Genomic DNA, 23,143 nt, shown 5'->3' with positions numbered 1-23,143 from the left:
TAGATGAGCCTCTGGCAAATCATCAAACGCCTCCTTCCCTTCGTGCGGCCTTACCGTCCGCTCGTCATTGCCACGCTGCTGCTCACACTAGTGGGCTCGCTGGCCGCCCAGGTTACGCCGTTTGTGCTGCGCTACACCGTGGATACGGTGCAAGCCATGCTCGACCGCGGCCAGGGCCTCGCCGGGGGTTGGGCACTGCTGGGCTGGGTTAGTGCCATCCTGCTGGGGAAGGAATTGGTGAACACCTTCATCACCTTCGGGCAGAAGTACTACGGCGAGAAAATCCGCATCAACATCTCCAGCACGCTCTCGCAGACGGCCGTGGGCAAGATTCTGAGTTACGGGCTGGGCTTTTTCTCCAACGAGGGCAACCAGACCGGCAAGCTCCAGACCCGCATCGACCGGGGCGTGGAGAGCCTGATGAAGCTGGTGCAAAACTTCTTCATCGACATCCTGCCGCTGTTTGCCAATGCCCTGGTGGCCCTGGTGGTCATGTTCGTGGCCAACTTGTGGGTGGGGCTGGTGGCGCTGGCCGTGCTGCCGGTGTACTTCTGGCTGAGCTACCGGCAGGCCGACCGTCTGCAGGGCGTGCGCCGCGGCCTGCGGGGCCTGCGCGAGGAGAAAAGCCACGGCATTGTGAGCATCATCGACTCCATTGTGGTCATCAAGAGCTTCGTGCGCGAGCGCTACGAAGACGCCAAGCAGAACGACACCCAGCAAAAACTGGTGAACGCGCAGCTGGTGACGCGCAAAACCAACTTCCGCTACGACGGCCTCAAAACCTTCGTCGAGCAGATTGGCGTGACCGTCATTATCGTCCTTACGGCCTATCTCGTGCTCGACCGCCAAATTTCCATCGGCGCCATCATGTTCCACATTCTGCTATTCAACAACGTGTCGGCGCCCATCCGGCAGCTCCACCGCATCTACGACGAGATGAACGAGGCCCTCACCTACTCCGAAGGCTTCTTCGCCATCCTCGACGCCGACGCGGCCGTGGAAGAAACCGGCCCGCTGCAGCCCGGCAACGTGCGCGGCACCTTCGACATCTGCAACGTCGACTTCACCTACCCCAGCGGCACGCGGGCGCTGGAAGACGTTTGCCTCACCATCGAGGAAGGCAAAACCACCGCCCTCGTCGGCCTCAGCGGCGCCGGCAAAAGCACCATCATCAACCTCCTCTGCAAGTTCTACGCCCCCGACCGCGGCCAAATGCTCCTCGACGGCCGCCCACTGGCCGACTACGACACCCAGGCCCTGCGCAAACGCATCGGCCTGGTGCTCCAGAAAAACCACATTTTCAAGGGCACCATCGAAGAAAACATCCGCTACGGCGACTTTGAAGCCACCCAGGCCGACATCGAAGCCGCCGCCAAACAAGCCTACCTGCACGACCAGATTCTGGACCTGCCCCGCCAGTACCAGTCCGATGCCCAGCAGCTCAGCGGTGGCCAGCAACAGCGCATCGCCATCGCCCGGCTCTTCCTCAAAAACCCGCCCATCATCTTCCTCGACGAGCCCACCGCCAGCCTCGACGCCATCGCCACCGAGCAAATCAAAAACTCGCTCGACGCCATCAAGCAGGGCCGTACGGTGGTCATCATCTCCCACAGCCTCGCCCAAATCGTGGATTCGGACTGCATTCACGTCATGAAAAAAGGCCGCTTGGTGGAGAGCGGCACGCACGATGAGCTGTACGCCCGGCAAGGGACTTACCGGGAGATATTTGATGCTTCGGCGCGCAGCTTAAATATTGAGAAGCTGGCCAAGACGATGGCCGATGATGGCGATGAGGTGTTGGATACGGCTTCATAATGCTGATGCATCATAGCGTTTGTCATTTCTTCATCAACCTACAAAGCTGTAACCGAGCGAGATTTTTGCGGCCTTCATTTAGTGGCTGCTCTGATGTTAGCTTTACCGCCGACGGGCCAGGTGGCCAGTTGTTATTTCTACCCACATGACTTTCTTTTCTTCCCAATGCGCCTCGGGCGTAGCGGTGCTGTTGGCTGGCACCATCTTAACCAGTAGTTGCGCCAGCAGCACGATGCTGCAATCGTTGCCCACCGGGGCCAAGGTTTATCTCAACGGGGAAGCCGTAGGTACCACTCCCTACCGTCACACCGATTCCAAAATTGTGGGCAGCACCACGTCCGTGCGGCTCGAAAAAGAAGGATATGAAACCTACAATACCGCTTTCTCGCGCGACGAGGAAGCCGACGTAGGTGCCATCGTAGGCGGTGTTTTTCTGCTCATCCCGTTTTTATGGACGATGAAGTACAAGCCAGAGCACTCGTACGAGTTAAAATCAATCATCCCTGGCGCACCAGCAATTTTCACGGCGCCCGCAGCACCAGTAGCGCCCGCTGCTGGCACCACGACCAAGTCGCGCGCCGAACGCCTGCGTGAGAACAAAAAGCTGTTCGATGAGAAAGTCCTCACTGAAGCCGAGTACGAAAAAGAAAAAAAACGCATCCTAGCCGAACCAGAATAATTTCCTACCGACCACTCCCGTCTGTCCCGATTCCCCTGCAGTTCCTCAAGTATGGTTGAGCGTCTGCAATCTCTCCGCGAAATCTTAGCTTCTGACCACTTGGACTGATAGGGCTGATAGGGTTGAGTAAACATCGACAACATTTACCTGCTCTCATGGGCGCAGTGGAAGCAGTACATCGAGTATTCTTACTAAGCATTACGTGCCAAATTGCCGCTTAAGGCGCGCCAGCAAATAAGCACCGCAGTTCAGCGGAAAGAGAAAGCCCAGCATAACCGCACGCTGGCCGGCTTCGTTAGGATAATCTTCATCCTAACCTTTCCACAACTATGGCAAACCATCCCAGAGCCGCCCTTATTACGGGTGCTACCAGTGGCATTGGCCGCGAATTGGCCAACTGCTTCGCTAAAGACCACTACAACCTCGTCATCATTGCCCGCGACCAGCAGCAACTGGAACGGACCGCCCAGGAGCTACGCGAGGAATTCGGCGTGAAAGTGCTGCCCCTCGCCAAAGACCTGTTCCGGCCCGAGGCACCGTTTGAAGTGTACGACGAAGTCCGGGACCGGGGCATCCGCATCGACGCGCTGGTGAACAACGCCGGCCAGGGCCAGTACGGCCTGTTTACCACCACCGACATCGGCCGTGAGCTCGACATCATTCAGCTCAACATCGGCGCCTACGTCACCTTCACCAAGCTCTTCCTCAAGGACATGGTGGACCGCAACGACGGCATGATTCTGCAGGTTTCCAGCATCGGCGGTGAACTGCCTGGCCCACTGCAAGCCGTGTACCACGGCACCAAGGCCTTCGTCACGTCCTTCACCGAAGCCGTGCGCGAGGAAGTGAAGGAGCACAACATCAAAATCACCTCGCTGCTGCCCGGAGTCACCGACACCGACTTCTTCCGCAAAGCCGACATGGAGCGCTCGAAACTGGTGCAAGGCAGCCGCGCCGACCCCGCCAAAGTGGCTCAGGACGGCTACGAAGCCCTGCTAGCTGGCAAAGACAAAGTCATCTCCGGCTTTATGAACAAGGTGCAGGTAGCCGTGAGCAACGTCATTCCCGATAGCATGGTGGCCGCTAACCTGCACAAGATGGGTGCGCCCGTGGACGGCGACGAGAGTGCGCACCAAGGCACGCGGTATTAGTTGTTAGGCAAGCTCGCTGGTGAAACCTCACCCCGGGCGGAACCTCACCCCTGCCGGGCACGGCCCCGGCCCCTCTCCAAAAGAGAGGAGAGCCTGACAATACCTGTCATTGCGAGCAGAGCGAAGCAATCCGTCCTGTTCTCAGCGACCAACTTAATAATGTGACAAAGCCCCGGTACTGTGCAGTACCGGGGCTTTTCGTTTCATTGAAGTGTGTGGTTTCGTCAGGACGGATTGCTTCGCTCTGCTCGCAATGACAGGCGTCAGGCTCCCCTCTCCGCGGGAGAGGGGCCGGGGGTGCCCGGCAGGGGTGAGGTTCCGCCAGGGGTGCAGTGCTACCAAGCAGGCCCGCCTAATGAAATGGGCACCTCGCCCCTTCATCTACCTGCACTTCCATCCTCGCGTCCTGCCCTACTACCAGCCGCACATGCTCCAGCACCACCCCACTTTTCGGGTAAGTCGGCATACGCTGCAGGCTGTAGCTCAGGTCCTGCGGGGGCACATCGTATTCCACTTCCCTCGTCAGAAAATTCACCGCCAGCTTCAACGATTCAATCGTAATCCACTCGCCGGCGCAGCGGTGGCCGGTACCGTAGTCGCCGCCACCCTGCGGAATAAGGTCAAACGGCGTGGGTTCCCGGTCGCGAAACCGCTCGGGGTAGAAGGTATCCGGGTCGGGCCAGAAACGGGCGTCGTGGTGGGTGCCGTAGATGTCGAGCAGCGTGAGCGTGCCCTTGGGGAATTTGTAGCCGTGCCATTCGAAGTCCTCCCGTACACGGGCGCCCAGAAATGGCCCGAACGGGAAGAAGCGCCGAACTTCCTGGGAGAAATAATGGTCGTAGCGGGGCACTGTGCGCAGCAGCTGCCGGTAGGCCGGATACTCGGCCAGGGCCTTTGCGGCAAAGGCGATGTAGTAGGTAATGGCCACAATGGGCCGTAGCAGGTTGATGATTTCAATGGCAGCCATCTGGTTGCTGAACGGCTCGCCGTCGGTGCCGCGAAACCAGGCTATGGCTTCGGCCGGTGAGCCTGGTGGCACGGTGGCATCGCCCCGACGCACCTCCTTGATGAAGTCCCGAATCCAGCGCTCAGAGCGGGTGCGGGCGCGCTTGCCCCGGCCGTGGCGTGGCCCCACGCCCCCGAAGGCATCCACCATCAGGGCAAAATCCTGGGCCCGCTGGCGCACGTCGGCTTCCGGCAAGGGCACGCCCACCCAGGCGCAGGCGGCCCGGCACAGGATATCCTGCGCCTCGGCGAAGAGCGTGACCTGGCGCTGCTGCTCCCATTCGTGGGCCGTAGCGCGCCATTCGTCTGCCATTATCTCCATGAGGTACTGAACGCTCTGCGGATTCATCATCGACATGAAGAGCTGCTTGCGCTGCTGGTGCTCGCGGCCGTCGTGGGTTTGCACGGCATCCTGGCCCATGAGAGTGGTTTGGATGCGGCGCGGCACGGCTCCGTTGCGCATGAAGCGCTCGGGGTTGTAGAACAGCTCGGCGGCCTCCGGGCCGTGCAGGCAAATAACTTTCTGCAGCAGCAGCCGGCTCTGGAAAATGTCGGTCTGGTAGCGCTGGCTGCGGTTGAGGATGAACGGAAAGCCTTCGCGCAGCACGTCCAGGGTGCTGTCGAAGCTGGTGTCGCGGGGAATAGTGGGCATAGCAGCTAAGAAAAAAGGGGCCAGCAAAGGCCCATGCTTACTATTTCCTACGGGTCCTTATGCCAATGGATGCACCCCAATCCGGCGGCCGTTGAGCTTAAAAATTCCAGCTATCAGCATGCAATATTCACGTTATCAATTACCTATGCCAAACTTACCGTTCAGGTCATTTTTCAACTGATTATTTACGACCACTCCGGGTTGCTGCTGCTAGAGCGGTTTCGCGGTCGGTGTAAAGTAGCGCGGACTTTTAGTCCGCGGACCGCCTGGTTGGGAGGGGTCGCGGACTAAAAGTCCGCGCTACAGTGCAGCATCTTCGAAACCGCTCTAAAATCTCTGCTTTGAGGCAGCACCTTTGCAGAAACCCGTATACCTACCTCCTACCTCATCGCCTCCCGCTTCGCTTTAGCTTCATCATGCGTCTTTTTGTGTATTCACCCCTAAGTGCGCCCGCCCGGCAGCATTTAGAAGCCCACCTGCCCGCCGACATCTCCGCTACTTTCAGCCACGACCTCTCCCCCGACCAGCAGCAGGAGGCCCTACAAGCCGCCGAGGTGCTGCTCGGCAATCCGCCACCCGCGTGGTTCGCCAATGCCCTGCCCAACCTCCGCTTCTGGCAAATCGATTCTTCCGGCTTCGAGCGCTACCGTCACCTGCAGTTAAGCATTCCGGTGGCCAATCTCGGCGACTTTTTCGCTTGGCCCTGTGCCGAAACCATGGTCGCGGGCCTACTCGCCCTCTACCGTCACCTCCCCGAGTTGGCCGTGCTGCAAACCCAGAAAAAATGGGTGGGCGGCGCCTACGTTCGCAACCGCGCCCAGCTGCTGCGCCGTCGGCGGGTGGTCATTCTCGGGGCCGGCGCCATAGGCCAGGCCGTGCGCCTGCAGCTCACGGGGTTTGAGTGCTACACCCAGCTGCTAGCCCGTACCGACCCGCAAGCACAATTACATTCTAAGGAAGAACTAAAAGCCGTGCTGCCCGACACCGACATTGTAGTCAACTGCCTTCCCGGTAGCGCCGAAGGCTTTTTCTCCGCTGATTTGGTAGCCGCCATGCGCCCCGGCAGCATCTACGCCAGTGTAGGCCGCGGCAACACCACCGACGAGCCGGCCCTCATCGCCGCCCTGCAATCCGGCCACCTGGGCGGGGCCGTGCTCGACGTAACCGCCACCGAGCCCATCCCCACCGAGAACTCGCTCTGGTCTCTGCCCAACGTATTGCTCACCCAGCACACCGGCGGCGGCCAGCCCTTCGAAGACGAAGGAAAAGTAGACGTGCTACTCCGCAACTTGAGCTTGTTCCAGAACGGCGAGCTGCTGGAGAATCTGGTCGAATTAAGCCGCGGGTATTAATCTTGAATGTTCAAAACCGCCTGTCATGCTGAGCTTGCGAAGCATCTTATCACGTTGCAGCGAATCGCTGCAACGTGATAAGATGCTTCGCAAGCTCAGCATGACAAGCGCAAATGGTTGGTCAGCCCAACTGAATTAATTGCCTCCGCTATTTCACAGCCGGCTTCCAAGCCTCCTTACCCACGAAAATCGTCTTGAGCTTGTATCGCTTAGCCTCCTTGGCCGTGAGCTGGTGCGACCAGGCAACTCGCGCCTTTGGGTTAGCACCGGGGCCCGATGATTTGTATTCCGCGAAATAAGCTGTCTTCTCGTTCTCGGGGTTCTTCCAGTTTTCCCAACCTGCTGGCACAATGTGGGCGCCCATCTCGGTGTTGAGGTACACCACCCGCGCATTGGGGCGCCAGGGCCGGCCCAGGTGCACCTTTTTGGCCAGCGTGGTATCGGCCGTCAGCTTGCAGTTGAGGAACACGAAGCCAAAAGGCTGCTGGGCCGTAGTCGAGGCCGCCGTGATGAAGGAATTTTTCTTGCTCTTGATGGTGCAACGGTCAAACACCGCCGTGCTGGCCCCAAAAATAAAGTCGGTAGTGCCCTCGATGTAGCAATCCTGGAAGTACTGGCGGCTGCCGTCGGTGGCCAGAAAAATCACGTCCTGGTTGCCAACCATGCGGCAGTTTTTGAAGGTCGCCCGGTCACCTTCCACATGCAGCGCAACCGCCTGTCCGGCGGTATAGCCGGCATTATTCTCGAAGGTGATATTTTCCGCCGCGAACTCGTTGGCCTGCACCAGCACCGAATACGAGTTGTAGGTATTGTGCCCAGCCACGTCACCGGTATGATCGTTGAAGGTGATGGTGGTTTGGTCCTTGTCCTCCCCCACTAGCCGCAGGCGGACTTTCAGCGTCGGCACCACCAGCTTTTCGCGATACGTGCCTTTTTTGATAAAGATGATAACTGGCTTCTGCGATTGGTCGGGCACGGCATTCACGGCTTCCTGCACGGTGCGGTAAGCCCCGGAGCCATCCAGAGCGACAACTAGGGCGCCGGCGGGCGGCGCTACCTGCGCCCACGATTCGCCGGTAGTTAGCAGGGCAACAAAGCCCGCGAGGAAGAATCGGCTCATGGGCTTAGTTCGCCTGCGGGTTCCAGCCGCGCAGCACGTTTTGGAGTGTGTATTGCTGGGCTTCGGCCTCGGTTAACTGATGCGACCACGGCACGCGCTGCTTGGGCGCGGCACCGGGCCCCTTGCTCTGGTACTCGGCGTAGTAGGCGGTCTGCTTGTTGGTTTCCTTGCCCCAATGGTCCCAGCCAGCAGGGCCAATTACGGGACCGAGTTGGCAGTTCAGGTACACAGTTTTGGCGTAGGGACGCCAGGGCCGGCCCAGCGCGAAACTGCCGGCCGGAGCATCGCCCGTGATGCGGCAGTTCCGAAACACATACCCAAACCGCGTGGTGTCGGGCGTCGAGGCCGCCGTGATGTACAGGCCGCCCTTTTTGCAGAAAATCTCGCAGTCCTCAAACCACGCCGTGCCCGAGCCGAAGATGAAATCGGTAGTCCCTTCGATGTAGCAGTTCTTATAAAATTGCCGGCTGCCGGGCCCGTAGGTATACAGCGTGTCCTGAAACCCCAGAAAACGGCAGTTCACAAACGCCGACCTATCGCCGGCCACCCATACCGCAACTGCCTGCCCCACCGGCCCCGACGAGTTTGCAAACGTCAGGTTCTCGGCCGAAAAATCATTGCCGTACAAATAGCAGCTCGACGAGCCCGACGTGCCCTTGTCCTCCCCAAAAATGTTCTTTTTCTGATTGTAGTCGTCGTAGGTCAGGATGGTTTTGTCGCGGTCCTCGCCAATCAGCTTCACGTATTGCTTGGTGCCCGCCAAAATAAGCTTCTCCTTGTAAGTCCCTTTTTTGATGAAGATGGTAGTCACCTTCTTCCGAAAATCGGGCACAGCATTTATGGCCTCCTGCACGGTGCGAAACTTACCGCTGCCATCCTGCGCCACCACAAAATCATAAGCCCCAGCACGGCCCAGCGCCAGCCAGCACAAGGCTAAAATCAACACAAGATGCTTCATAGTTTGTCGGGTAGTGTTCCGTAAACCTAGCGGGTAACTGCCCCGAAACCGCGTTTTTTCTGCGCAATCGATGCCGGCAACGTTGCCGACAGGCCGCTATCCGCAAGGTGAGCAAGAGTCGTTTTCCATTTCGTCTGTCATGCTGAGCTTGCGAAGCATCTTATCACGCCACAACGATTACAGCAGACGTGATAAGATGCTTCGCAAGCTCAGCATGATAGAAGCACAAAAAAGCCCGACCAACCGGCCGGGCTTTCTCTTTCAAAGATGTGCTGCACTTATTCCTGCGCGCCGGCCGCTTTGGTCATCACATCCACAATCTCAGCTGAGATGCCCGTGGTGCTGAAGCCGCCGTCGTGCATCAGGTTCTGCATGGTCACGTAGCGGGTTAGGTCCGAGAACAGCGAGATGCAGTAGTCGGCGCAGGCCTCGGCGGGAGCGTTGCCCAGCGGCGACATCATGTCGGCGAAGTTGTAGAACGCATCAAATCCGGTGATGCCGGTGCCAGCCGTGGTCTTAGTCGGCGACTGCGACACAGTGTTCACGCGCACCTTCTTCAGCTTGCCGAAACGCTGGCCGTAGCTGCGGGCAATGCTTTCGAGCATGGCCTTGGCCTGGGTCATGTCGGTGTAGTCGAGAAAGGCACGCTGGGCAGCGATGTAGCTCAAGGCCACAATGCTGCCCCACTCGTTCATGGCGTCCTGCTTCTCGGCCACGGCCATCATCTTATGAAACGACATGGCCGAAACGTCGATGGTTTGCTGGAAGAATTTGTAATCCAACTCGCCGTAGTGCTTCTTTTTGCGGATGTTGGCGCTCATGCCAATGCTGTGCAGCACAAAGTCAATCTTGCCGCCCAGCTGCTCCTGTGCTCCCGAAAACAGCGCCTCCAGCTCTTCCGTCGACGTAGCATCGGCCGGGATGATGGGCGCGTTGCACTCCTCGCTCAGCTTGTTGATTTCGCCCATGCGCATGGCCAGCGGCGCGTTGGTAAGCACAAAGCGGGCGCCTTCGGCGTGGGCCCGTTGGGCCACTTTCCAGGCAATGGATTGGTCGTTGAGGGCGCCGGAAATAATGCCGACTTTGCCGGCGAGGAGGTTACTGGGCATGGTGTTGTGGTGGAATGTGTAGTTGCAGCCTGTCATTGCGAGCGGAGCGAAGCAATCCGTCCTGGTCTCAGCGACTAGCCTTGAGATGCGACAAACCCAACCATTGGATTTGCACCGGCAAGTTAGCGGGCTCGTCTCAAATGGCTCGTCACATTATTAGGCTGGTCGCTGAGAATAGGACGGATTGCTTCGCTCCGCTCGCAATGACAAACGTTACGCCGCCGGAGCCACTTCGCCCCGTAGCGCCAGCAGCTCCCGCGCACTCTGGAACGCATTCTCGCTGGGCTTGGCCCCCGCAATCATGTGCGCGATTTCCTTGATGCGGTCGTCCTGGTTCAGCTCCCGGATGCGGCTCACCGTACGGTCGGCACGGTCCTCTTTGTACACAAAGTAGTGCACGTCGCCGGCGGCGGCCATTTGCGGAAGATGCGAAATAGCCACCAACTGGTGCTTCTGCGCCATCTGTTGCATCATACGGCCCACCTTCACGGCAATCTCGCCGGAAATACCCGTATCAATTTCGTCGAATACTATCGTGGGCAGCGCCGTTTTATCGGCCAGCATGTACTTGATGCACAGCATCAGGCGCGAAAACTCTCCGCCCGAAGCGGCTTTGCTCAGCGTCTGGGGCTGGGCGCCTTTGTTGGCGGTGAACAGAATGCTCACCACGTCGGTACCGCTGGTAGCAGGCGCCCCCACGCTGTGCTGCACCACAATGCGGGCGTGCGGCATGCCGAGGTCGGCCAGCAGCAAACCCAGCTGCTTTTCAAACGTCGGGAACGACTTGCGGCGGCTTTCCGAGAGCTTGGCAGCTTGCTTGGTAACGGCGGCTAGGGCAGCGTCCGAATCCTTGCGCAGGCGGGCTATTTCCTTATCGAGGCCCAACACCGAGCTTACTTTCTGGCGCAGCTCGTCGCGCACCGTAATGAGGCCCGGCAGGTCGCGGGCCTGGTGCTTGCGCTGCAGCGTGTAGAGCACGTTGAGGCGGTCCTGCAACTCTTCGGCGCGGGCGGGGTCGCCTTCGGTGCGGCGCTCGGCCACCTCCACCTCGTCGGCGATGTCGTGCAGCTCAATCAGGCAGCTTTCCAGGCGCTCACGCAGTTCCTTGAAGTTGTCGGCATAGGTGGCCACCTGGCCCAGCAGCACCGATGCTTCTTTCATGGTGCCAGTGGCGCAGCTCTCGCTGTCGCGCAGGCCGTGCAGGGCCTGGCTCAGCTTGTACTTAATTTCCTCGGCGTGCTCCAGCTGCTTTACTTCCTGCTCCAGCGCGTCCTGGTCTTCGGTGTCGAGGCGGGCTTCCTCCAGCTCGTTTAGCAAGAAGCTATTGTAATCGAGTTCCTTGCTGGCTTGCGCGGCTTGGCTTTCCAAGGTTTGCAAGTCGGCTTCCAACTTGCGGTACTGGCGGTAGGCGTTGCTGTAGTGGGTGCGTTGCGGCACCAAGCCGGCATATAGGTCCAGCAGGTTGAGCTGAAATACGGCATCGCCCAGCAGCAAAGTGTCGTGCTGTGAGTGAATGTCCATCAGATTGGCGCCTATTTTACGCAACGCATCCAGGGTCACTGGCGTGTCGTTCACAAAAGCACGCGACTTGCCGTTGGGGCTAATTTCCCGCCGCAGAATGCACTGCACATCATAGTCTAAATCTTCGGCTTCGAAGATGTCCTGCAGCTGATAATTAGCAATGTCAAACTGGCCTTCAATCACACATTTACGCTCCGTATCGAACAGCATGCGCGAGTCGGCGCGGTTGCCAAGCAGCAAGCCGATGGCACCCAACATAATAGATTTGCCGGCCCCGGTTTCACCCGTAATTATATTTAATAGCGGCGACGGACGCAGCTCCAGCTGCTCAATAAGAGCGTAATTCTTAATTCGTAAATCGACTAACATAAAGTTGTTGCGTCATGCAGAGCGCAGCGAAGCATCTCGCGTGCTTAAGTAATTCATCTCATTGAGTCACTACACACGCGAGATGCTTCGCTGCGCTCTGCATGACCGTTATGAATTCTTAACTCATAATTATTTAAGTACCGTTTGGTATTTGGCCGAATTCGTCGGGTCCACTTCCGTGAGCATGGTCACGAGCTGCTGCTTCTGCTGCTGGTCCTGACTGGTGCGGAATATGTTAGCAATCTCATCAGCTTTCGCATCGAAGAAAGCGCGCGCAAACAAGGTACCGGGGCGCGTGACCGCGGCGCGCTGAATTCCGCTCAGCGACGTCATCACCGATGCGCGGGCTTCGTCGGGCTTTTCAATAAACAGGTCCAAACCCTGGCGGTAATAACCATACAAGCCCGTGCGGAAAGACTCAAATTGCGGGTCGGTGATGTTGTCGAGCAGGAAGTGGCGCTCCCGTGAGCCCGTGCCGCGCCAGCCTTCGTCTTGTTCGCTGGTGCTGGTCTGGTTCGCGGAGTAGTTTACCACGTTGCGGGCCAGCTCGTAAAACTGCGTTCCCCCAAGGCGGGCATACGTGTCGCGGTCGATGCCGATGACCATATAGGCATAGTACCCCAGCAACGACGAGAGATTGGACACGAAGCTGTTGGGCGAGAAGTCCAGGGGATTCTGCGGCGAGTAGTTGAAGTTAAAACTCCGGTCGACCACGCTGATGACGTTGGTTTCGTAGCCGGTACCGTACACCGGGCGCGTCGAAATCAGGCGCATAGTGGAATTGTAAGTGCCGTTCTGGGGGATGGCCGTGATGCCGATGAAGACACGCAACCGAATCCGCTCCTCAGGCCTATAGGTTTGGGCAGAAAAAGAACGGGTGTTCAGGAAGTTGCGGATGTCGTTCTGCATCTGCGTCACGATGGTGGGGTCTGTGATGGTGACGTTTTGGGTCGTCACCTGCACTTCGGCCAGTAGCTCTTGGGCACGGGCCGCGGGCCCATCTGCTAGTAGCAGCAAGAGCATCGGCAGAAACGCGAGAAGTTTTCGCATCATGGGGCAGGGTTCAATTTGGCCATAATCAGGCTTACCAGTCCGCGGGCCACTTCGGCTTTGGACTGCAACTCAAAATTAACGATTTGGCCGGCGGCATCCAGCACGGTCACCTTGTTGGTGTCGTGGCCAAACCCCGCGCCCGCGTCGCGCAGGGAATTCAATACAATGAGGTCGAATTTCTTGCGGCGCAGCTTGTCCTGAGCGTGGGCCAGCTCGTTTGTAGTCTCCAACGCAAAACCTACAGCAAATTGTTCAGGTCGCTTGCGTTGGCCGAGGGTAGCTGCGATGTCCACGTTTTTCACCAGCTCCAGGGTGAGCGTTTCACCGGACTTTTTAATCTTATCCACCCCTACCTTGGCCGGCCGGTAGTCGGCTACCGCGGCGGCAAATACCCACACATCGGCCTCCAAAGCTACTTCTGAGGCTGCTGCATACATCTCCGCCGCCGTCTCCACCCGCACGGTGCGGATGCGCGGGCTGGCCGGGTCCGGCAAGTAGCTGGGGCCGCTGATGAGTGTCACTTCCGCGCCCTGGGCAGCAAAGGCTTCTGCTATGGCGTAGCCCATCTTGCCCGTCGAGCGGTTGCCGAGGAAACGGACAGGGTCGAGGGGCTCGTAAGTTGGGCCGGCGGTGAGAAGGATGTGCATTCTGGGAGATGAGAAGGATAAAACGTTTTGGGGCGGTGGGATTCGGCTAGGGCAACTCTGACGCGGGTAACCTCACCCCTGCCGGGCACGGCCCCGGCCCTGCCGGGTACGACCCCTCTCCAAAAAAGAGGGGAGCCACGGCGGCGCGGATGTAGACTTACGAAGACGTTCGTTAATCGTCAGGCTCCCCTCTCTTTTGGAGAGGGGTCGTACCCGGCAGGGCCGGGGCCGTGCCCGGCAGGGGTGAGGTTCACGCAGGTGAGCCAAATGCACGGCTCAGCAAATTCATCGCGCCCATGTTCCCCCAAAAAATCGTTCTAGCTCCACCACAATCTCCTCCGGTTCCAGCATGCGGCCGGGACCACTCAGCCCACTGGCCAGCTCGCCACTCGGCGAGTCGAACACGTGGTTGCCGAAAGAGCGCAGGCGCGTTAGATTCTGAGTGACGGCCGGGTGCGCAAACATATCCACGTCCATGGCTGGGGCCAGAAAAACCGGGCAGCGGGCCGATAAATACACGGCGCACAGCAGATTGGGGCACAAGCCATTGGCCAACTGGCCGATAGTATTGGCACTGGCGGGCGCAATCACCAAGGCGTCGGCCCACAGCCCCAGTTCTACGTGGTTGTGCCACTCCCCGGCGGCGGCATCACGCAAAAAGCCCGTCAGCACGGGCTTTTTAGAGAGAGTGCCCAGCGTGAGCGGCGTCACGAAAGCGGCAGCGGCTTCGGTCAGAATGACCTGCACCTCGGCCCCGGCTTTGACGAGTAGGCGGGTGAGCGGGGCGGCTTTGTAGGCAGCAATGCTGGCACTGACGCCCAACAGAATGCGGCGTCCGGAAAGGACCGTTGTAGGAAGCGGATTGCTGGATTCGGGCATTGCTATTCAGCTTGTGTGTAGCACAAAAGAACGTCATGCTGAGCTTGCCGAAGCATCTCTACCGCAATACTAAACTTAGTTAGCTGCTGCGATAGAGATGCTTCGGCAAGCTCAGCATGACGTTCTTTTATAATAGGACCCTCGAAGGAGGGTCAAACGCCCCTAGAACAGCTCGCGGGGTACTGGAATCTCTTCCGGCTCGGGCGTGGTGTACTGGATTTTGCCCTGCAGGAACTCCTCAATGGCGAGGCTAGTGGGCTTGGGCATGCGCTCGTACTGCTTGGAAACCTCGATTTGCTCGCGGTTCTCGAACACTTCTTCCAGGTTGTCGACGGTCGAAGCGAACTCGGCCAAACGGTCGTTCAGCTCTTCCTTCAGCTTTACCGACAGCTGGTTGGCGCGCTTGGAAATCACGGCGATGGCCTCGTACACGTTGCCGTTGTCGCCGGTGATGTCGGCCACGTTGCGCGTGATGATGGAGCTCGACGGGGTGTTAGGATTAGGTTTCATGGGCTGATATTAATTACAAATTAGTTAGAGGCCGACGCAGGAACGTCTTTCAACTTGACAATCTGGGCCTGGCTGACGTCGTACATTTCCTGGGCTGCCTTTATGTTTTTGCTACGGGGGTAGGCATCCAGAAATTGCTGATAAAAGCTTACCGCTTCCGAAAACCGCTCGCGCTGCTTGGACTCGATGCTTTCCTGAGCCCACGCATATTGGGCCGTTAGGCGAAGAAACGCGGCTTGCTCGGCAAAAATCGAGGCCGGATAATCTTGTTGAAAATTGGTGAGGGCCACCACGGCCGCCTGGTTGTAGCGGAGCTGATAGTACAGCTTAGCGCTTTCAAAAGCTTTGTTTTCCAGCTTCTTCTGCAGCTCCTGCGACATATTCTCCGTCTCAGCCCTGAACTTGCTTTCGGGGTAACGGTTCAGAAAATCCTGAATGGATTCGAGGGCCGACACGGTATTGGTTTGGTCGAGCTCAAAGCCAGGCGAGTCCAGAAACAGCGATTTTGAGTTCAGAAACGCCGATTCCTCGGCATACTCCGAGTTTGGGTAAGTGTCGTTGAACTGCTTGAAATAGAACGCACTCAGCACGTAGTTGCGCTGCTTGTAGTTCGTATTGGCAAAGTAGAACTGAGCCTTTTCGGCTTCGGGCCGGCCTTTCAGCAGCGGAATCAGGTCTTCGAGCAGGGTACCGGCCCGGAAGAAGTCACCCTTTTCGTAGTACGCAATGGCAGCTTCGTACTTTTTATTAACGTCGGGGCTCTTCAACAAACGTTGGTAGCTGCTGGCACAGGAGCCTAGTACGAGCGTACTAACAAGCAGAAAAAGAACCGTGAGGCGGGAAATCGGCATAAGGGGTGCAAAGGTAACGATTTGAGCCGGCGAAGACAAGCGGCGCAGCGCTTCGGGTTGGGCCGCCGGAACCAAGAGTGCCAGAAGAGGAGGAAAGGTTGCAGCTAAGGCCGCGGTGCTGGTTTGGTGGCAGGCTGCCTGGGCGGCAGCGCAATGGCCGCGGGCTTGGCGGGCGAACTCACCGGCTTCGGGGGCACTGGGAGCTTGGACGGGGTGGCTTTGGCAGGCACTTTGGCGGGGGGTGTTTTTGCTTTGGGATTCCGCTTGGCAGCCGGCGCAGCCTTCTTTTTGGGAGCAGGTCGCTTTTTGGGCCGGTCGTCGAACTGCTTGCCCAACACCTGGCGGCGGGTGGGCCGTTCCTTGGCCCGCCACTGAAAGCCTTTGAGACGCTCGTCGTCGGGCTTCAGCTCATGGGGCGGGAAGAATTTGGCTTCCGGATTGGTGAGCACTGTGATTTTGTTCAGCTTGCTATCCACGAACAGCATCCGCATGTTGGCCGACAGCACCCGGTTCATGCCCGTGGTGGCGGTGTCGTTGTCGAGAGCATAAAAGATGCTTTCCGCGTTGCCGAGCACGTCTACGCGCCGCAGCTTGTTCTCGCGGAAGTAGGCCATCATGTTGCGGCCCTTGGTTTGGTTAAAGTTCAAGAGTGTATCCTGGTCAACGGCAAAGGCGTTGGCATACAGCCGCATCTCATCGATGCGGCCCCGCTTCGAGCGAATCTGCATCGAATCGGCCGTGAGCTGGTTTTTGGCCTGCCACAGCACGGGGCCGCGATTGAGGTAAATGATGCTGTCTTGCCGGTCGTAGGTCAGCGAGTCGCAGATGCCCTGCAGGTTGCCCCGGAATATCTGCACCTTGGGGTAGGCATAGAGTACCGTGCGGGTGGTGGTTTGGCCGGGGCGGGCCTCCATGCTTATCAGCGTGTCGGCGGCCATATATAAGGTGTCCTTCTCGCTGATGTTGCGCACCACTGGCCGGCCGCCGTAGAGCTTGGTGCGGCCCAGGCCCCGCCAGTAGCGGCCCACATCGCCGCGCAGGGTCAGGTTGTCTTTTTTGGAAATCAGGCTCACGTGGCCGGTGGCCAAGCCATACTGTTTCACCTCATCGTACACCAGTTTGTCGCCGCCTAGCCGGTAGTTGGGCGTATCAATTTTGGCGTTCTTCTGAAAGTTCGATACCCGGGTAATGGTGTTATAATTCCCTCCCTCTGCATATAAGTCTCCATCCTTGCCTTTGATGCGCGTAGGCCCGTCGAAGTAGGCAATTTTCGAGATTGTATTATAGCGCAGCAGGTCGTTGTTCAGCTCAGAGTCGGGCGTGACGAGGTGCACGTTGTTCGTAAACACGAAGACCTTGGAATTGGTATCGTAGAAGCCTTGCTGGCTATCGAGGGTGTTTTGCGGGTCGGTGAGGTGGCCGGTTTCGGTGTAGGAAGCTGTTTTGCGATTGAGGTCGTAGACCAGACTGGGCGTGGTTAGGGTCATGCGGGTATCGCGCATCACCACGTTGCCTTCCATGCGGGCTGTTCGCTTGTCGCCGTCGTAAAAGCCTTTATCGCCTGTGATGGTCATGGTATCGCTCTGCAGCACGCGCACGTTGCTGAAGGCTTCCACCTGGTTGCGGTCGAGGTACTGGTAGGCTGAGTCGCAGTACAGGAACGTGTCTTCCTGCTGAAAGCTCACGTTGCCGAGCAGCTTGCGAATTTTGGCCCCGTTGAAATCGCCGCCCACCAGCGAGCCAGCCGTCAGCAGCTGAATGGGCGCGCCCTTTGCTGGGGCCTTGCTTGCCGCTCCCGGACGGGCAGGCGCCGGGCGGGCGGGCGCCGGAGCGGAGCGCTGCGCCTGCCCGAGCAACGGCAGCAGCACAATGAGCAGAAGAAAAAAGATGCGTGTTGAGGACATTCGGTGGTCAAAGGTACGGATGGGCCCCGCGCTAACGGCCATCTTTGCGGTGTAGTACCCAAAGGCATGCCGGCTTCACAAACTGGGCCGTCATGCAGAGCGCAGCGAAGCATCTCGCTCGCTTCGTTGTTTCGGTTGGGTTGCTACAGCACGCGAGATGCTTCGCTGCGCTCTGCATGACGTTGTTAATCGTCACCTTATTTACTATGCTCGATACCGTTCGCCGCTTCATTGAGGAGCACAACCTGTTTTCCATCGAAAACGACCCCATTCTGGTCACCGTGAGTGGGGGGCTGGATTCGGTGGTATTGTTAGACATTTTGCACCGGCTCGGGGTTCAAGTGGCGGTGGCGCACTGCCACTTCGGCCTGCGCGGCGAAGACGCCGACGCCGACGAGCAGTTCGTGCGCAAGCTGGCCAAGCAGTACGGTCTCCCCTACTTCGCCGAGTTTTTCCGGACCAAAGAATTTGCTGAGCAGGAAGGCATCTCGACCCAGATGGCGGCCCGCCTGCTGCGCTACCGCTGGTTTGAGCAGGTGCGCGCCACCCAGGGGCTGGCCTACATCGCCACGGCCCACCACCAGCGCGACCAGGCCGAAACCATGATTCTGAACCTGACCCACGGCACCGGCCTGGCTGGCCTGCACGGCATTCAGGTGAAAAACGGCTTTGTGGTGCGCCCGCTGCTGGGCGTGGGCCGCGAAGACCTGCACGACTACTTGGTGGAGCGCGGCCTGCGTTGGCGCGAAGACGACAGCAACGACAGCCCCGTGTACCAGCGCAACCTGCTGCGCCACGAGGTGCTGCCCGTGCTCCGCGAAATCAATCCCAACCTCGACCAGACCATGCACGGCACCGCCGAGCGCGTGGGCGGGGCCGAAGAAATTGTGCGCCGCTACGTGGAAGACACCACCGCCCTGGCCCGCCGCGACGATGCCGAAGTAACCTACCTCAACATCGCCACCCTGCAAAAAACCGCCGCCACGGCCCTGGTGCTGCACGAGATGCTGCGCCCCTTCGGCTTCTCCTGGCTGATGGTGAAGGACATTGTGGCGGCCTTCCCCGGCGAGTCGGGCCGGCGCTTTGACTCGCCCACGCACCGCCTGGTGAAGGACCGGGAGCACTTGGTTATCACGCCGCGGCGGCTCACGCAGTTCGGCACCTTCCAGCTGGCAGCCGGCCAAACCGACCTGCTGGCCGACGGCATGCGCCTGAAAGCCGAGCTGCACGACGACGCCAAGCACTTCATCATACCGCGCTCAAAAAGCACCGCTGCGATGGACGCCGACAAGCTCAAATTTCCGCTCACACTGCGTAAGTGGCAGGAAGGCGACTGGTTTATGCCCCTGGGCCTCAAGGGCAAGAAGCTGCTCAGCGACTTCCTCATCGACCAGAAAGTACCACTTAACCTCAAAGACGACGTGCGCGTGCTGACCTCCGCCGACGGCAAAATCTGCTGGGTGGTGGGCTGGCGCGTCGACGACCGATTTAAGGTGGAGGACACTACCGAGCGGGTGCTTACCGTACAACGGCTGTAGTCCGTGATATGGCCAGCTTTGGCAGCGGCCACTAAGCTGATAGCAAAAAGTCCGCTTCAGGGGCCTAAGCTTCTGCTGCCCGTACTTACTTTTGCCACGTAACCCCATCCCAACACCAACACCCTCTCCTATGAAAGTTACCGTAGTCGGAGCCGGCAACGTAGGCGCAACCTGCGCCGATGTGCTCGCCACCCGTGAAATTGCCAACGAAATTGTACTGGTCGACATCAAGGAAGGCATTGCCGAAGGCAAAGCACTCGATATCTGGCAGAAATCCCCAGTTATTGGTTACGATTCGCGCACGGTCGGCGTCACCAACGACTACGCCCGCACCGCTGGTTCGGAAGTGGTGGTTATCACTTCGGGCCTGCCCCGCAAGCCCGGCATGAGCCGCGACGACCTGATTTCGGTGAACGCCGGCATCGTGAAGTCGGTAACCGAGCAGGTGGTGGCCCACTCCCCCAACGCCATCATCATCGTGGTGAGCAACCCGCTCGACGTGATGACCTACCAGGCCCACCTCACTGCCAAGCTGCCCCGCGAAAAGGTATTCGGCATGGCCGGCATTCTGGACACGGCCCGCTACCGCGCCTTCTTGGCCGAGGCCCTGAACGTAAGCCCCAAAGACATTCAGGCGGTACTAATGGGTGGCCACGGCGACACCATGGTACCCCTGCCCCGCTACACCACCGTGGGCGGCATCCCCGTTACCGAACTCATCGGCAAAGCCGAGCTTGACGCCATTGTGCAGCGCACCGCCGTAGGCGGTGGCGAGCTGGTGAAGCTCATGGGTACGTCGGCTTGGTACGCGCCCGGCGCGGCCGCCGCTCAAATGGTAGAAGCCATCGTGCGCGACCAGCGCCGCGTGTTCCCCGTGTGCCTCGAGCTGCAAGGCGAGTACGGCATCAACGGTGTGTACCTCGGTGCCCCGGTTATCCTCGGCAAAAACGGCGTGGAGCGCGTGATTGAATTGCAGCTCAACGACGAGGAGAAGCAGATGCTCGAAACTTCGCGCGGCCACGTGAAAGAAGTAATGGACGCCCTGGACAAGATGGGCCAGCCTGCTTAAGGATTTGTCAGCCCAATAAAGAAGCCCCGCCGGTATTAACTGGCGGGGCTTTTTTGTGAATAGTTAAACTGTTAATTAATCCCTAATTCGCTGAAAGCGCGGTAGTGAGTCAGCAGCCGCTGCGGCAAATTGGTTGGCTCGGGGATAACTCGACTGAACTCGGAATTGGGCATCCCGCTGGCTGCCAGAAATAGGTGACACGGGTGCAGTACTTCACACAAGCCGTGACGCTGAGTTGTTGGAGTTAGCCTCAAGGCCTCTTCGAACTCCGTTGTAAGCGGCAGAGAGCCGGCATTGCAATTCGCCAGTCCTACTCTATGCTGCTCGTAGAATGCTTGTTGGGCTTCTTCATCCTGGAAAAACAGCTTGCCTAAAGAATAGTGGTAAGGCATGGCGCAGTCAGCCAGAAACAGGTGTAGCGTTGAGATGTAATTGTAGCCCAAGTCAATGGCTACCTCTCTTGATTGGGCAATTAGTGCCTGTAGTTCTGGCGATAAAGGGGCAACTGCTTTCTCACCAGTTATCAGTCGTTTAAGCTGTAGGCCATCAGTGGCCATACGTTCGGTTTCGTAAGCCGCCAGATTTGTTATCAAGGTTATTGCTGCGAGTAGCGTCAGCAGAGCCATGTATAGTTTCACAGAACCGTGTAGGTCGAACATCAGCGTTCCATAGAAACCCAGCGTGGCAATTGCCAACGACACAGCAACGCCACCAATAAGAATTATTGCCTGTTGCGCTTTACTTGTGTCTTGACTGCTGTACACACACATTCCCCCGGGCCAGAGTATGCTTCCTTTCTTTAGGTATATCTCCAACAGGCCGACCTGAATTCGCCATGAATTTTCGCTGTCGCCATAGGAACCCAGGTACATGGTTACCCTAGCCCGCGTAAATAGCAGTGCAGGCACAGCGTGCCCCAGTTCGTGCAGCAGAATTAGTATTGGCCATGCCAATATGCTAAATGCCAATGGCAGTCCCCAAGCATATACCAGCATATTATCTAAGTCTCTTTATTAGCCAACACTTATCGTAAAGCTAGGCAAAAACTTAGATAGCAAATAGCCTATTTTACTGCTGACTGGCGCGGAATAGCTTCTGCTTCTCTTCCTTAGACAGGCTCTCGTAGCCGGAGCGCGAAATCTTGTCGAGGATGTTATCAATCTCATCCTGCAGGGGCTGGCCGGCCACAGCGGGCTTCTTGCCACCGCTGGAGGCGGTGGCAGTAACGGGCTCGGGGCGGCGCGTACTGCTCACGCGCATGGCGGGCCGGCGGGCAAACAGCTTAGTAAAGAAATTGCCCACGGCCTGCACAGGGCGGCCCAGGTCGCGGCCAGCTTGCAGCTGCTTGATGAACAGAAAGCCAACCAGCGCACCGCCCAGGTGGGCAATTTCGCCGCCGGCATTGCCGCCGTTCACGCCCGCTAGCGAAATGAGCACAAGCACGGCCGCAATCCATTTTATCTTAACCGGGCCGATGAGAATCAGCGAAAAGGTGTAGTCGGGCAGTAGCGTGGCCGCGGCTACGATGATGGCCGTAACTGCCGCCGAGGCCCCAATCATGGGCGTGCCCACTCCGGGCTGAAACGCCGGAATAAGGTTAAAGCTGAGCAGGAAAATGGCCGCGCCAGCCAGCGCGCCCAGCACATAGAGGCTCACGAGGCGACGGTCGCCCAGGTACTCGCGCAGCAGTTGGCCAAACCAGTACAGGTTCAGCAAGTTGAACAGGATGTGGAAGAAGCCTTTGTGGGTGAAGGCATACGTCAGCAGCGTCCAGGGGTGGCGCAGCAGCTCGGGCAGCGCCGACGACAGCTCAAACTGCCGCATCACGGGCAAGAAGTAGCCACTGGCGCTGCTCACGGTGAGAACGGTGCGCAGCACAATAAGCACCGCAAACACCAGCACGTTCAGCAGGATGAGCTGCATGAGGGCGTTGTCGCGGCGGCTGAAAGCAGAGCGGATATCTTGAACGATGCTCATATCTCGAATTAAGCGAAAAAGACGAATTTTATCAATAGGCGGCTAAACCGCATCAATACCTTAATAGAAACGCTCGCGGCCACCTTCCCAGAACTTTACCAAAATGAACCCGACCAGCAGGCCGCCCAAGTGAGCAAAGTGGGCCACGCTGTCGCCGGGGGTGCGGTGCACGCCGGCATACAGTTCGTAGGCCGCGTAGAAGAACACAAAGTACTTGGCCTTGATGGGAAACGGGATAAACAGGAGAAATAATTCGGTGTTTGGAAACAAGTAGGCGAAGGCGAAAAGCAAGCCGAACAGTGCCCCGGAGGCGCCCAGCATGCCCACTTGGTAACTACGATTGATAAGGGTGTCGAGGGTGGTGTTGGCCGAGCTGATGTATTCCGTGTCGGTGGGGTTACGAGTCATGGCGGCCCCTACCTGCTCGTAGCCTTGCTGGTCGGGGAAATTCTGCCGGAAGAACTCGACGAAGTTGGCCCCGGACGGGTCCTGCCGAAACTCCTGCCGCGCTACTTCCATTTTGTTAATCTCATAGTAGCGCACGCCTTGGTAAAATATGCTGGCGCCAATGCCGCAAATCAGCCAAAAAACCAAAAAGCGCTGCGGCCCCCAACGCTGCTCCAGCAGCGGACCGAAGGAAATCAGGCCGAACATATTGAAAATAAGGTGCATCCAGCCGCCGTGCAGGAAAATGGCCGTAACGAATTGCCACGGAAAGAACATCGGCGAGCCGATGGGGTACAGGCTGCCTATCTGGGTGAGCAAAGGCAGAAAATAGGTTTGCGCCGCAAAGAAGAAGATGTTCGCAAATAGCAGAATACGAACGGTGGGGGTCAGGTTGAACATGAAGAAATTTAAAGCCCCAACCGGCAGCGGCAGGGCCGGCGTATGGTTGGAGAATCGGTGAACGAAGAGTCAGCGGAGCCGACAAAAACTAACGGCAGGCAGCTGGCGCCTTTATCTATAAGAAGGAGGCCCCAAAGA

General features: G+C 58.3%; 19 protein-coding genes and 1 pseudogene. 6 read left to right on the top strand and 14 right to left on the bottom strand.

The annotated features are described in order from the left end of the window. The first annotated feature begins 3 nt into the window (after positions 1-3). The 3 genes from BMZ66_RS12060 (at position 4) to BMZ66_RS12050 (ending at position 3,645) form a co-directional block, all read left to right on the top strand. On the top strand, positions 4-1,815 hold the full coding sequence (locus BMZ66_RS12060; protein ID WP_092673311.1) for an ABC transporter ATP-binding protein: 1,812 nt from the start codon (positions 4-6) through the stop codon (positions 1,813-1,815). Positions 1,816-1,960: 145 nt separating this feature from the next. Continuing rightward, entirely contained in the window at positions 1,961-2,494 is a 534-nt protein-coding gene (locus BMZ66_RS12055) for a PEGA domain-containing protein (RefSeq protein ID WP_092673308.1), read from the top strand. Between the two features lie 329 nt (positions 2,495-2,823). Next, positions 2,824-3,645 carry an SDR family NAD(P)-dependent oxidoreductase gene (locus BMZ66_RS12050; protein ID WP_092673305.1) on the top strand — a complete coding sequence of 274 codons (822 nt, stop codon included), beginning with the start codon at positions 2,824-2,826 and terminating at the stop codon, positions 3,643-3,645. A 352-nt stretch (positions 3,646-3,997) separates the two neighbouring features. On the opposite strand, the gene BMZ66_RS12045 is transcribed toward BMZ66_RS12050, so the two are convergent. Continuing rightward, a complete protein-coding gene (locus BMZ66_RS12045; RefSeq protein ID WP_092673302.1) occupies positions 3,998-5,302 on the bottom strand; it encodes a cytochrome P450 in 1,305 nt (434 codons plus the stop codon). A 428-nt stretch (positions 5,303-5,730) separates the two neighbouring features. Between BMZ66_RS12045 and BMZ66_RS12035 the strand changes: the two genes are divergently transcribed. Continuing rightward, the gene (locus BMZ66_RS12035; RefSeq protein WP_369407593.1) at positions 5,731-6,654 is read left to right on the top strand and encodes a D-2-hydroxyacid dehydrogenase; all 924 of its coding nucleotides are present in this window, start codon (positions 5,731-5,733) and stop codon (positions 6,652-6,654) included. A gap of 148 nt (positions 6,655-6,802) precedes the next feature. Here BMZ66_RS12035 and BMZ66_RS12030 read toward each other — a convergent pair whose 3' ends face one another. The 10 genes and pseudogenes from BMZ66_RS12030 to BMZ66_RS11985 form a co-directional block, all read right to left on the bottom strand. Beyond that, on the bottom strand, positions 6,803-7,774 hold the full coding sequence (locus BMZ66_RS12030) for a pectinesterase family protein (protein ID WP_092673293.1): 972 nt from the start codon (positions 7,772-7,774) through the stop codon (positions 6,803-6,805). A gap of 4 nt (positions 7,775-7,778) precedes the next feature. Beyond that, positions 7,779-8,732, bottom strand: coding sequence for a pectinesterase family protein (locus tag BMZ66_RS12025; RefSeq protein ID WP_092673290.1), 954 nt, complete (start codon positions 8,730-8,732; stop codon positions 7,779-7,781). A 278-nt stretch (positions 8,733-9,010) separates the two neighbouring features. Then, on the bottom strand, positions 9,011-9,841 hold the full coding sequence (locus BMZ66_RS12020; RefSeq protein ID WP_092674711.1) for an enoyl-ACP reductase FabI: 831 nt from the start codon (positions 9,839-9,841) through the stop codon (positions 9,011-9,013). Between the two features lie 213 nt (positions 9,842-10,054). Then, entirely contained in the window at positions 10,055-11,731 is a 1,677-nt protein-coding gene (recN, locus tag BMZ66_RS12015) for a DNA repair protein RecN (protein WP_092673288.1), read from the bottom strand. A 129-nt stretch (positions 11,732-11,860) separates the two neighbouring features. After that, positions 11,861-12,784 (bottom strand): type IX secretion system protein PorD, encoded by a 924-nt coding sequence (porD, locus tag BMZ66_RS12010; RefSeq protein WP_092673285.1) that lies wholly within the window; start codon positions 12,782-12,784, stop codon positions 11,861-11,863. Next, a complete protein-coding gene (locus BMZ66_RS12005) occupies positions 12,781-13,431 on the bottom strand; it encodes a phosphopantothenoylcysteine decarboxylase domain-containing protein (protein WP_092673282.1) in 651 nt (216 codons plus the stop codon). Before BMZ66_RS12005 ends, porD begins: the two co-directional genes overlap by 4 nt. Before the next feature lie 306 nt (positions 13,432-13,737). After that, a pseudogene (locus tag BMZ66_RS12000) lies at positions 13,738-14,310 on the bottom strand (flavoprotein); the annotation flags it as partial. A 162-nt stretch (positions 14,311-14,472) separates the two neighbouring features. Next, entirely contained in the window at positions 14,473-14,820 is a 348-nt protein-coding gene (locus BMZ66_RS11995) for a DNA-directed RNA polymerase subunit omega (RefSeq protein ID WP_068197730.1), read from the bottom strand. 20 nt (positions 14,821-14,840) lie between these two features. After that, entirely contained in the window at positions 14,841-15,671 is an 831-nt protein-coding gene (locus BMZ66_RS11990; protein WP_092674708.1) for an outer membrane protein assembly factor BamD, read from the bottom strand. Positions 15,672-15,775: 104 nt separating this feature from the next. Further along, on the bottom strand, positions 15,776-17,575 hold the full coding sequence (locus tag BMZ66_RS11985) for an OstA-like protein (RefSeq protein WP_177204703.1): 1,800 nt from the start codon (positions 17,573-17,575) through the stop codon (positions 15,776-15,778). A gap of 206 nt (positions 17,576-17,781) precedes the next feature. Between BMZ66_RS11985 and tilS the strand changes: the two genes are divergently transcribed. Both tilS and mdh read left to right on the top strand, forming a co-directional pair. Further along, the gene (gene tilS / locus BMZ66_RS11980) at positions 17,782-19,113 is read left to right on the top strand and encodes a tRNA lysidine(34) synthetase TilS (protein ID WP_092673273.1); all 1,332 of its coding nucleotides are present in this window, start codon (positions 17,782-17,784) and stop codon (positions 19,111-19,113) included. Between the two features lie 130 nt (positions 19,114-19,243). After that, on the top strand, positions 19,244-20,182 hold the full coding sequence (gene mdh / locus BMZ66_RS11975; protein WP_092673270.1) for a malate dehydrogenase: 939 nt from the start codon (positions 19,244-19,246) through the stop codon (positions 20,180-20,182). Positions 20,183-20,253: 71 nt separating this feature from the next. Here mdh and BMZ66_RS11970 read toward each other — a convergent pair whose 3' ends face one another. The 3 genes from BMZ66_RS11970 to BMZ66_RS11960 all read right to left on the bottom strand — a co-directional run bounded on the left by BMZ66_RS11970 (position 20,254) and on the right by BMZ66_RS11960 (position 23,005). Next, positions 20,254-21,054, bottom strand: coding sequence for a hypothetical protein (locus BMZ66_RS11970; protein ID WP_143080175.1), 801 nt, complete (start codon positions 21,052-21,054; stop codon positions 20,254-20,256). Between the two features lie 196 nt (positions 21,055-21,250). Then, a complete protein-coding gene (locus BMZ66_RS11965; protein WP_092673264.1) occupies positions 21,251-22,159 on the bottom strand; it encodes a rhomboid family intramembrane serine protease in 909 nt (302 codons plus the stop codon). Between the two features lie 60 nt (positions 22,160-22,219). Beyond that, positions 22,220-23,005 (bottom strand): rhomboid family intramembrane serine protease, encoded by a 786-nt coding sequence (locus BMZ66_RS11960; protein WP_092673261.1) that lies wholly within the window; start codon positions 23,003-23,005, stop codon positions 22,220-22,222. Positions 23,006-23,143: the final 138 nt, after the last annotated feature.

It is taken from the genome of Hymenobacter arizonensis, from assembly GCF_900115775.1.
Lineage (GTDB): Bacteria > Bacteroidota > Bacteroidia > Cytophagales > Hymenobacteraceae > Hymenobacter > Hymenobacter arizonensis.
The sequence above is the reverse complement of the archived record's forward strand: the minus strand, read 5'-3'. Positions and strand labels throughout refer to the sequence as shown.

Excerpts from the sequence above, each read along its gene's own strand:
- BMZ66_RS11990 (WP_092674708.1), bottom strand. The coding sequence starts at position 15,671 with ATGCCGATTTCCCGCCTCACGGTTCTTTTTCTGCTTGTTAGTACGCTC.
- BMZ66_RS11995 (WP_068197730.1), bottom strand. The coding sequence starts at position 14,820 with ATGAAACCTAATCCTAACACCCCGTCGAGCTCCATCATCACGCGCAAC.
- tilS (WP_092673273.1), top strand. The coding sequence starts at position 17,782 with ATGCTCGATACCGTTCGCCGCTTCATTGAGGAGCACAACCTGTTTTCC.
- BMZ66_RS11965 (WP_092673264.1), bottom strand. The coding sequence starts at position 22,159 with ATGAGCATCGTTCAAGATATCCGCTCTGCTTTCAGCCGCCGCGACAAC.
- BMZ66_RS11970 (WP_143080175.1), bottom strand. The coding sequence starts at position 21,054 with ATGTACCTGGGTTCCTATGGCGACAGCGAAAATTCATGGCGAATTCAG.
- recN (WP_092673288.1), bottom strand. The coding sequence starts at position 11,731 with ATGTTAGTCGATTTACGAATTAAGAATTACGCTCTTATTGAGCAGCTG.
- BMZ66_RS12045 (WP_092673302.1), bottom strand. The coding sequence starts at position 5,302 with ATGCCCACTATTCCCCGCGACACCAGCTTCGACAGCACCCTGGACGTG.
- BMZ66_RS11960 (WP_092673261.1), bottom strand. The coding sequence starts at position 23,005 with ATGTTCAACCTGACCCCCACCGTTCGTATTCTGCTATTTGCGAACATC.
- porD (WP_092673285.1), bottom strand. The coding sequence starts at position 12,784 with ATGATGCGAAAACTTCTCGCGTTTCTGCCGATGCTCTTGCTGCTACTA.
- BMZ66_RS12050 (WP_092673305.1), top strand. The coding sequence starts at position 2,824 with ATGGCAAACCATCCCAGAGCCGCCCTTATTACGGGTGCTACCAGTGGC.
- BMZ66_RS12020 (WP_092674711.1), bottom strand. The coding sequence starts at position 9,841 with ATGCCCAGTAACCTCCTCGCCGGCAAAGTCGGCATTATTTCCGGCGCC.
- BMZ66_RS12025 (WP_092673290.1), bottom strand. The coding sequence starts at position 8,732 with ATGAAGCATCTTGTGTTGATTTTAGCCTTGTGCTGGCTGGCGCTGGGC.
- BMZ66_RS12005 (WP_092673282.1), bottom strand. The coding sequence starts at position 13,431 with ATGCACATCCTTCTCACCGCCGGCCCAACTTACGAGCCCCTCGACCCT.
- BMZ66_RS12060 (WP_092673311.1), top strand. The coding sequence starts at position 4 with ATGAGCCTCTGGCAAATCATCAAACGCCTCCTTCCCTTCGTGCGGCCT.
- mdh (WP_092673270.1), top strand. The coding sequence starts at position 19,244 with ATGAAAGTTACCGTAGTCGGAGCCGGCAACGTAGGCGCAACCTGCGCC.
- BMZ66_RS12030 (WP_092673293.1), bottom strand. The coding sequence starts at position 7,774 with ATGAGCCGATTCTTCCTCGCGGGCTTTGTTGCCCTGCTAACTACCGGC.
- BMZ66_RS11985 (WP_177204703.1), bottom strand. The coding sequence starts at position 17,575 with ATGTCCTCAACACGCATCTTTTTTCTTCTGCTCATTGTGCTGCTGCCG.
- BMZ66_RS12055 (WP_092673308.1), top strand. The coding sequence starts at position 1,961 with ATGACTTTCTTTTCTTCCCAATGCGCCTCGGGCGTAGCGGTGCTGTTG.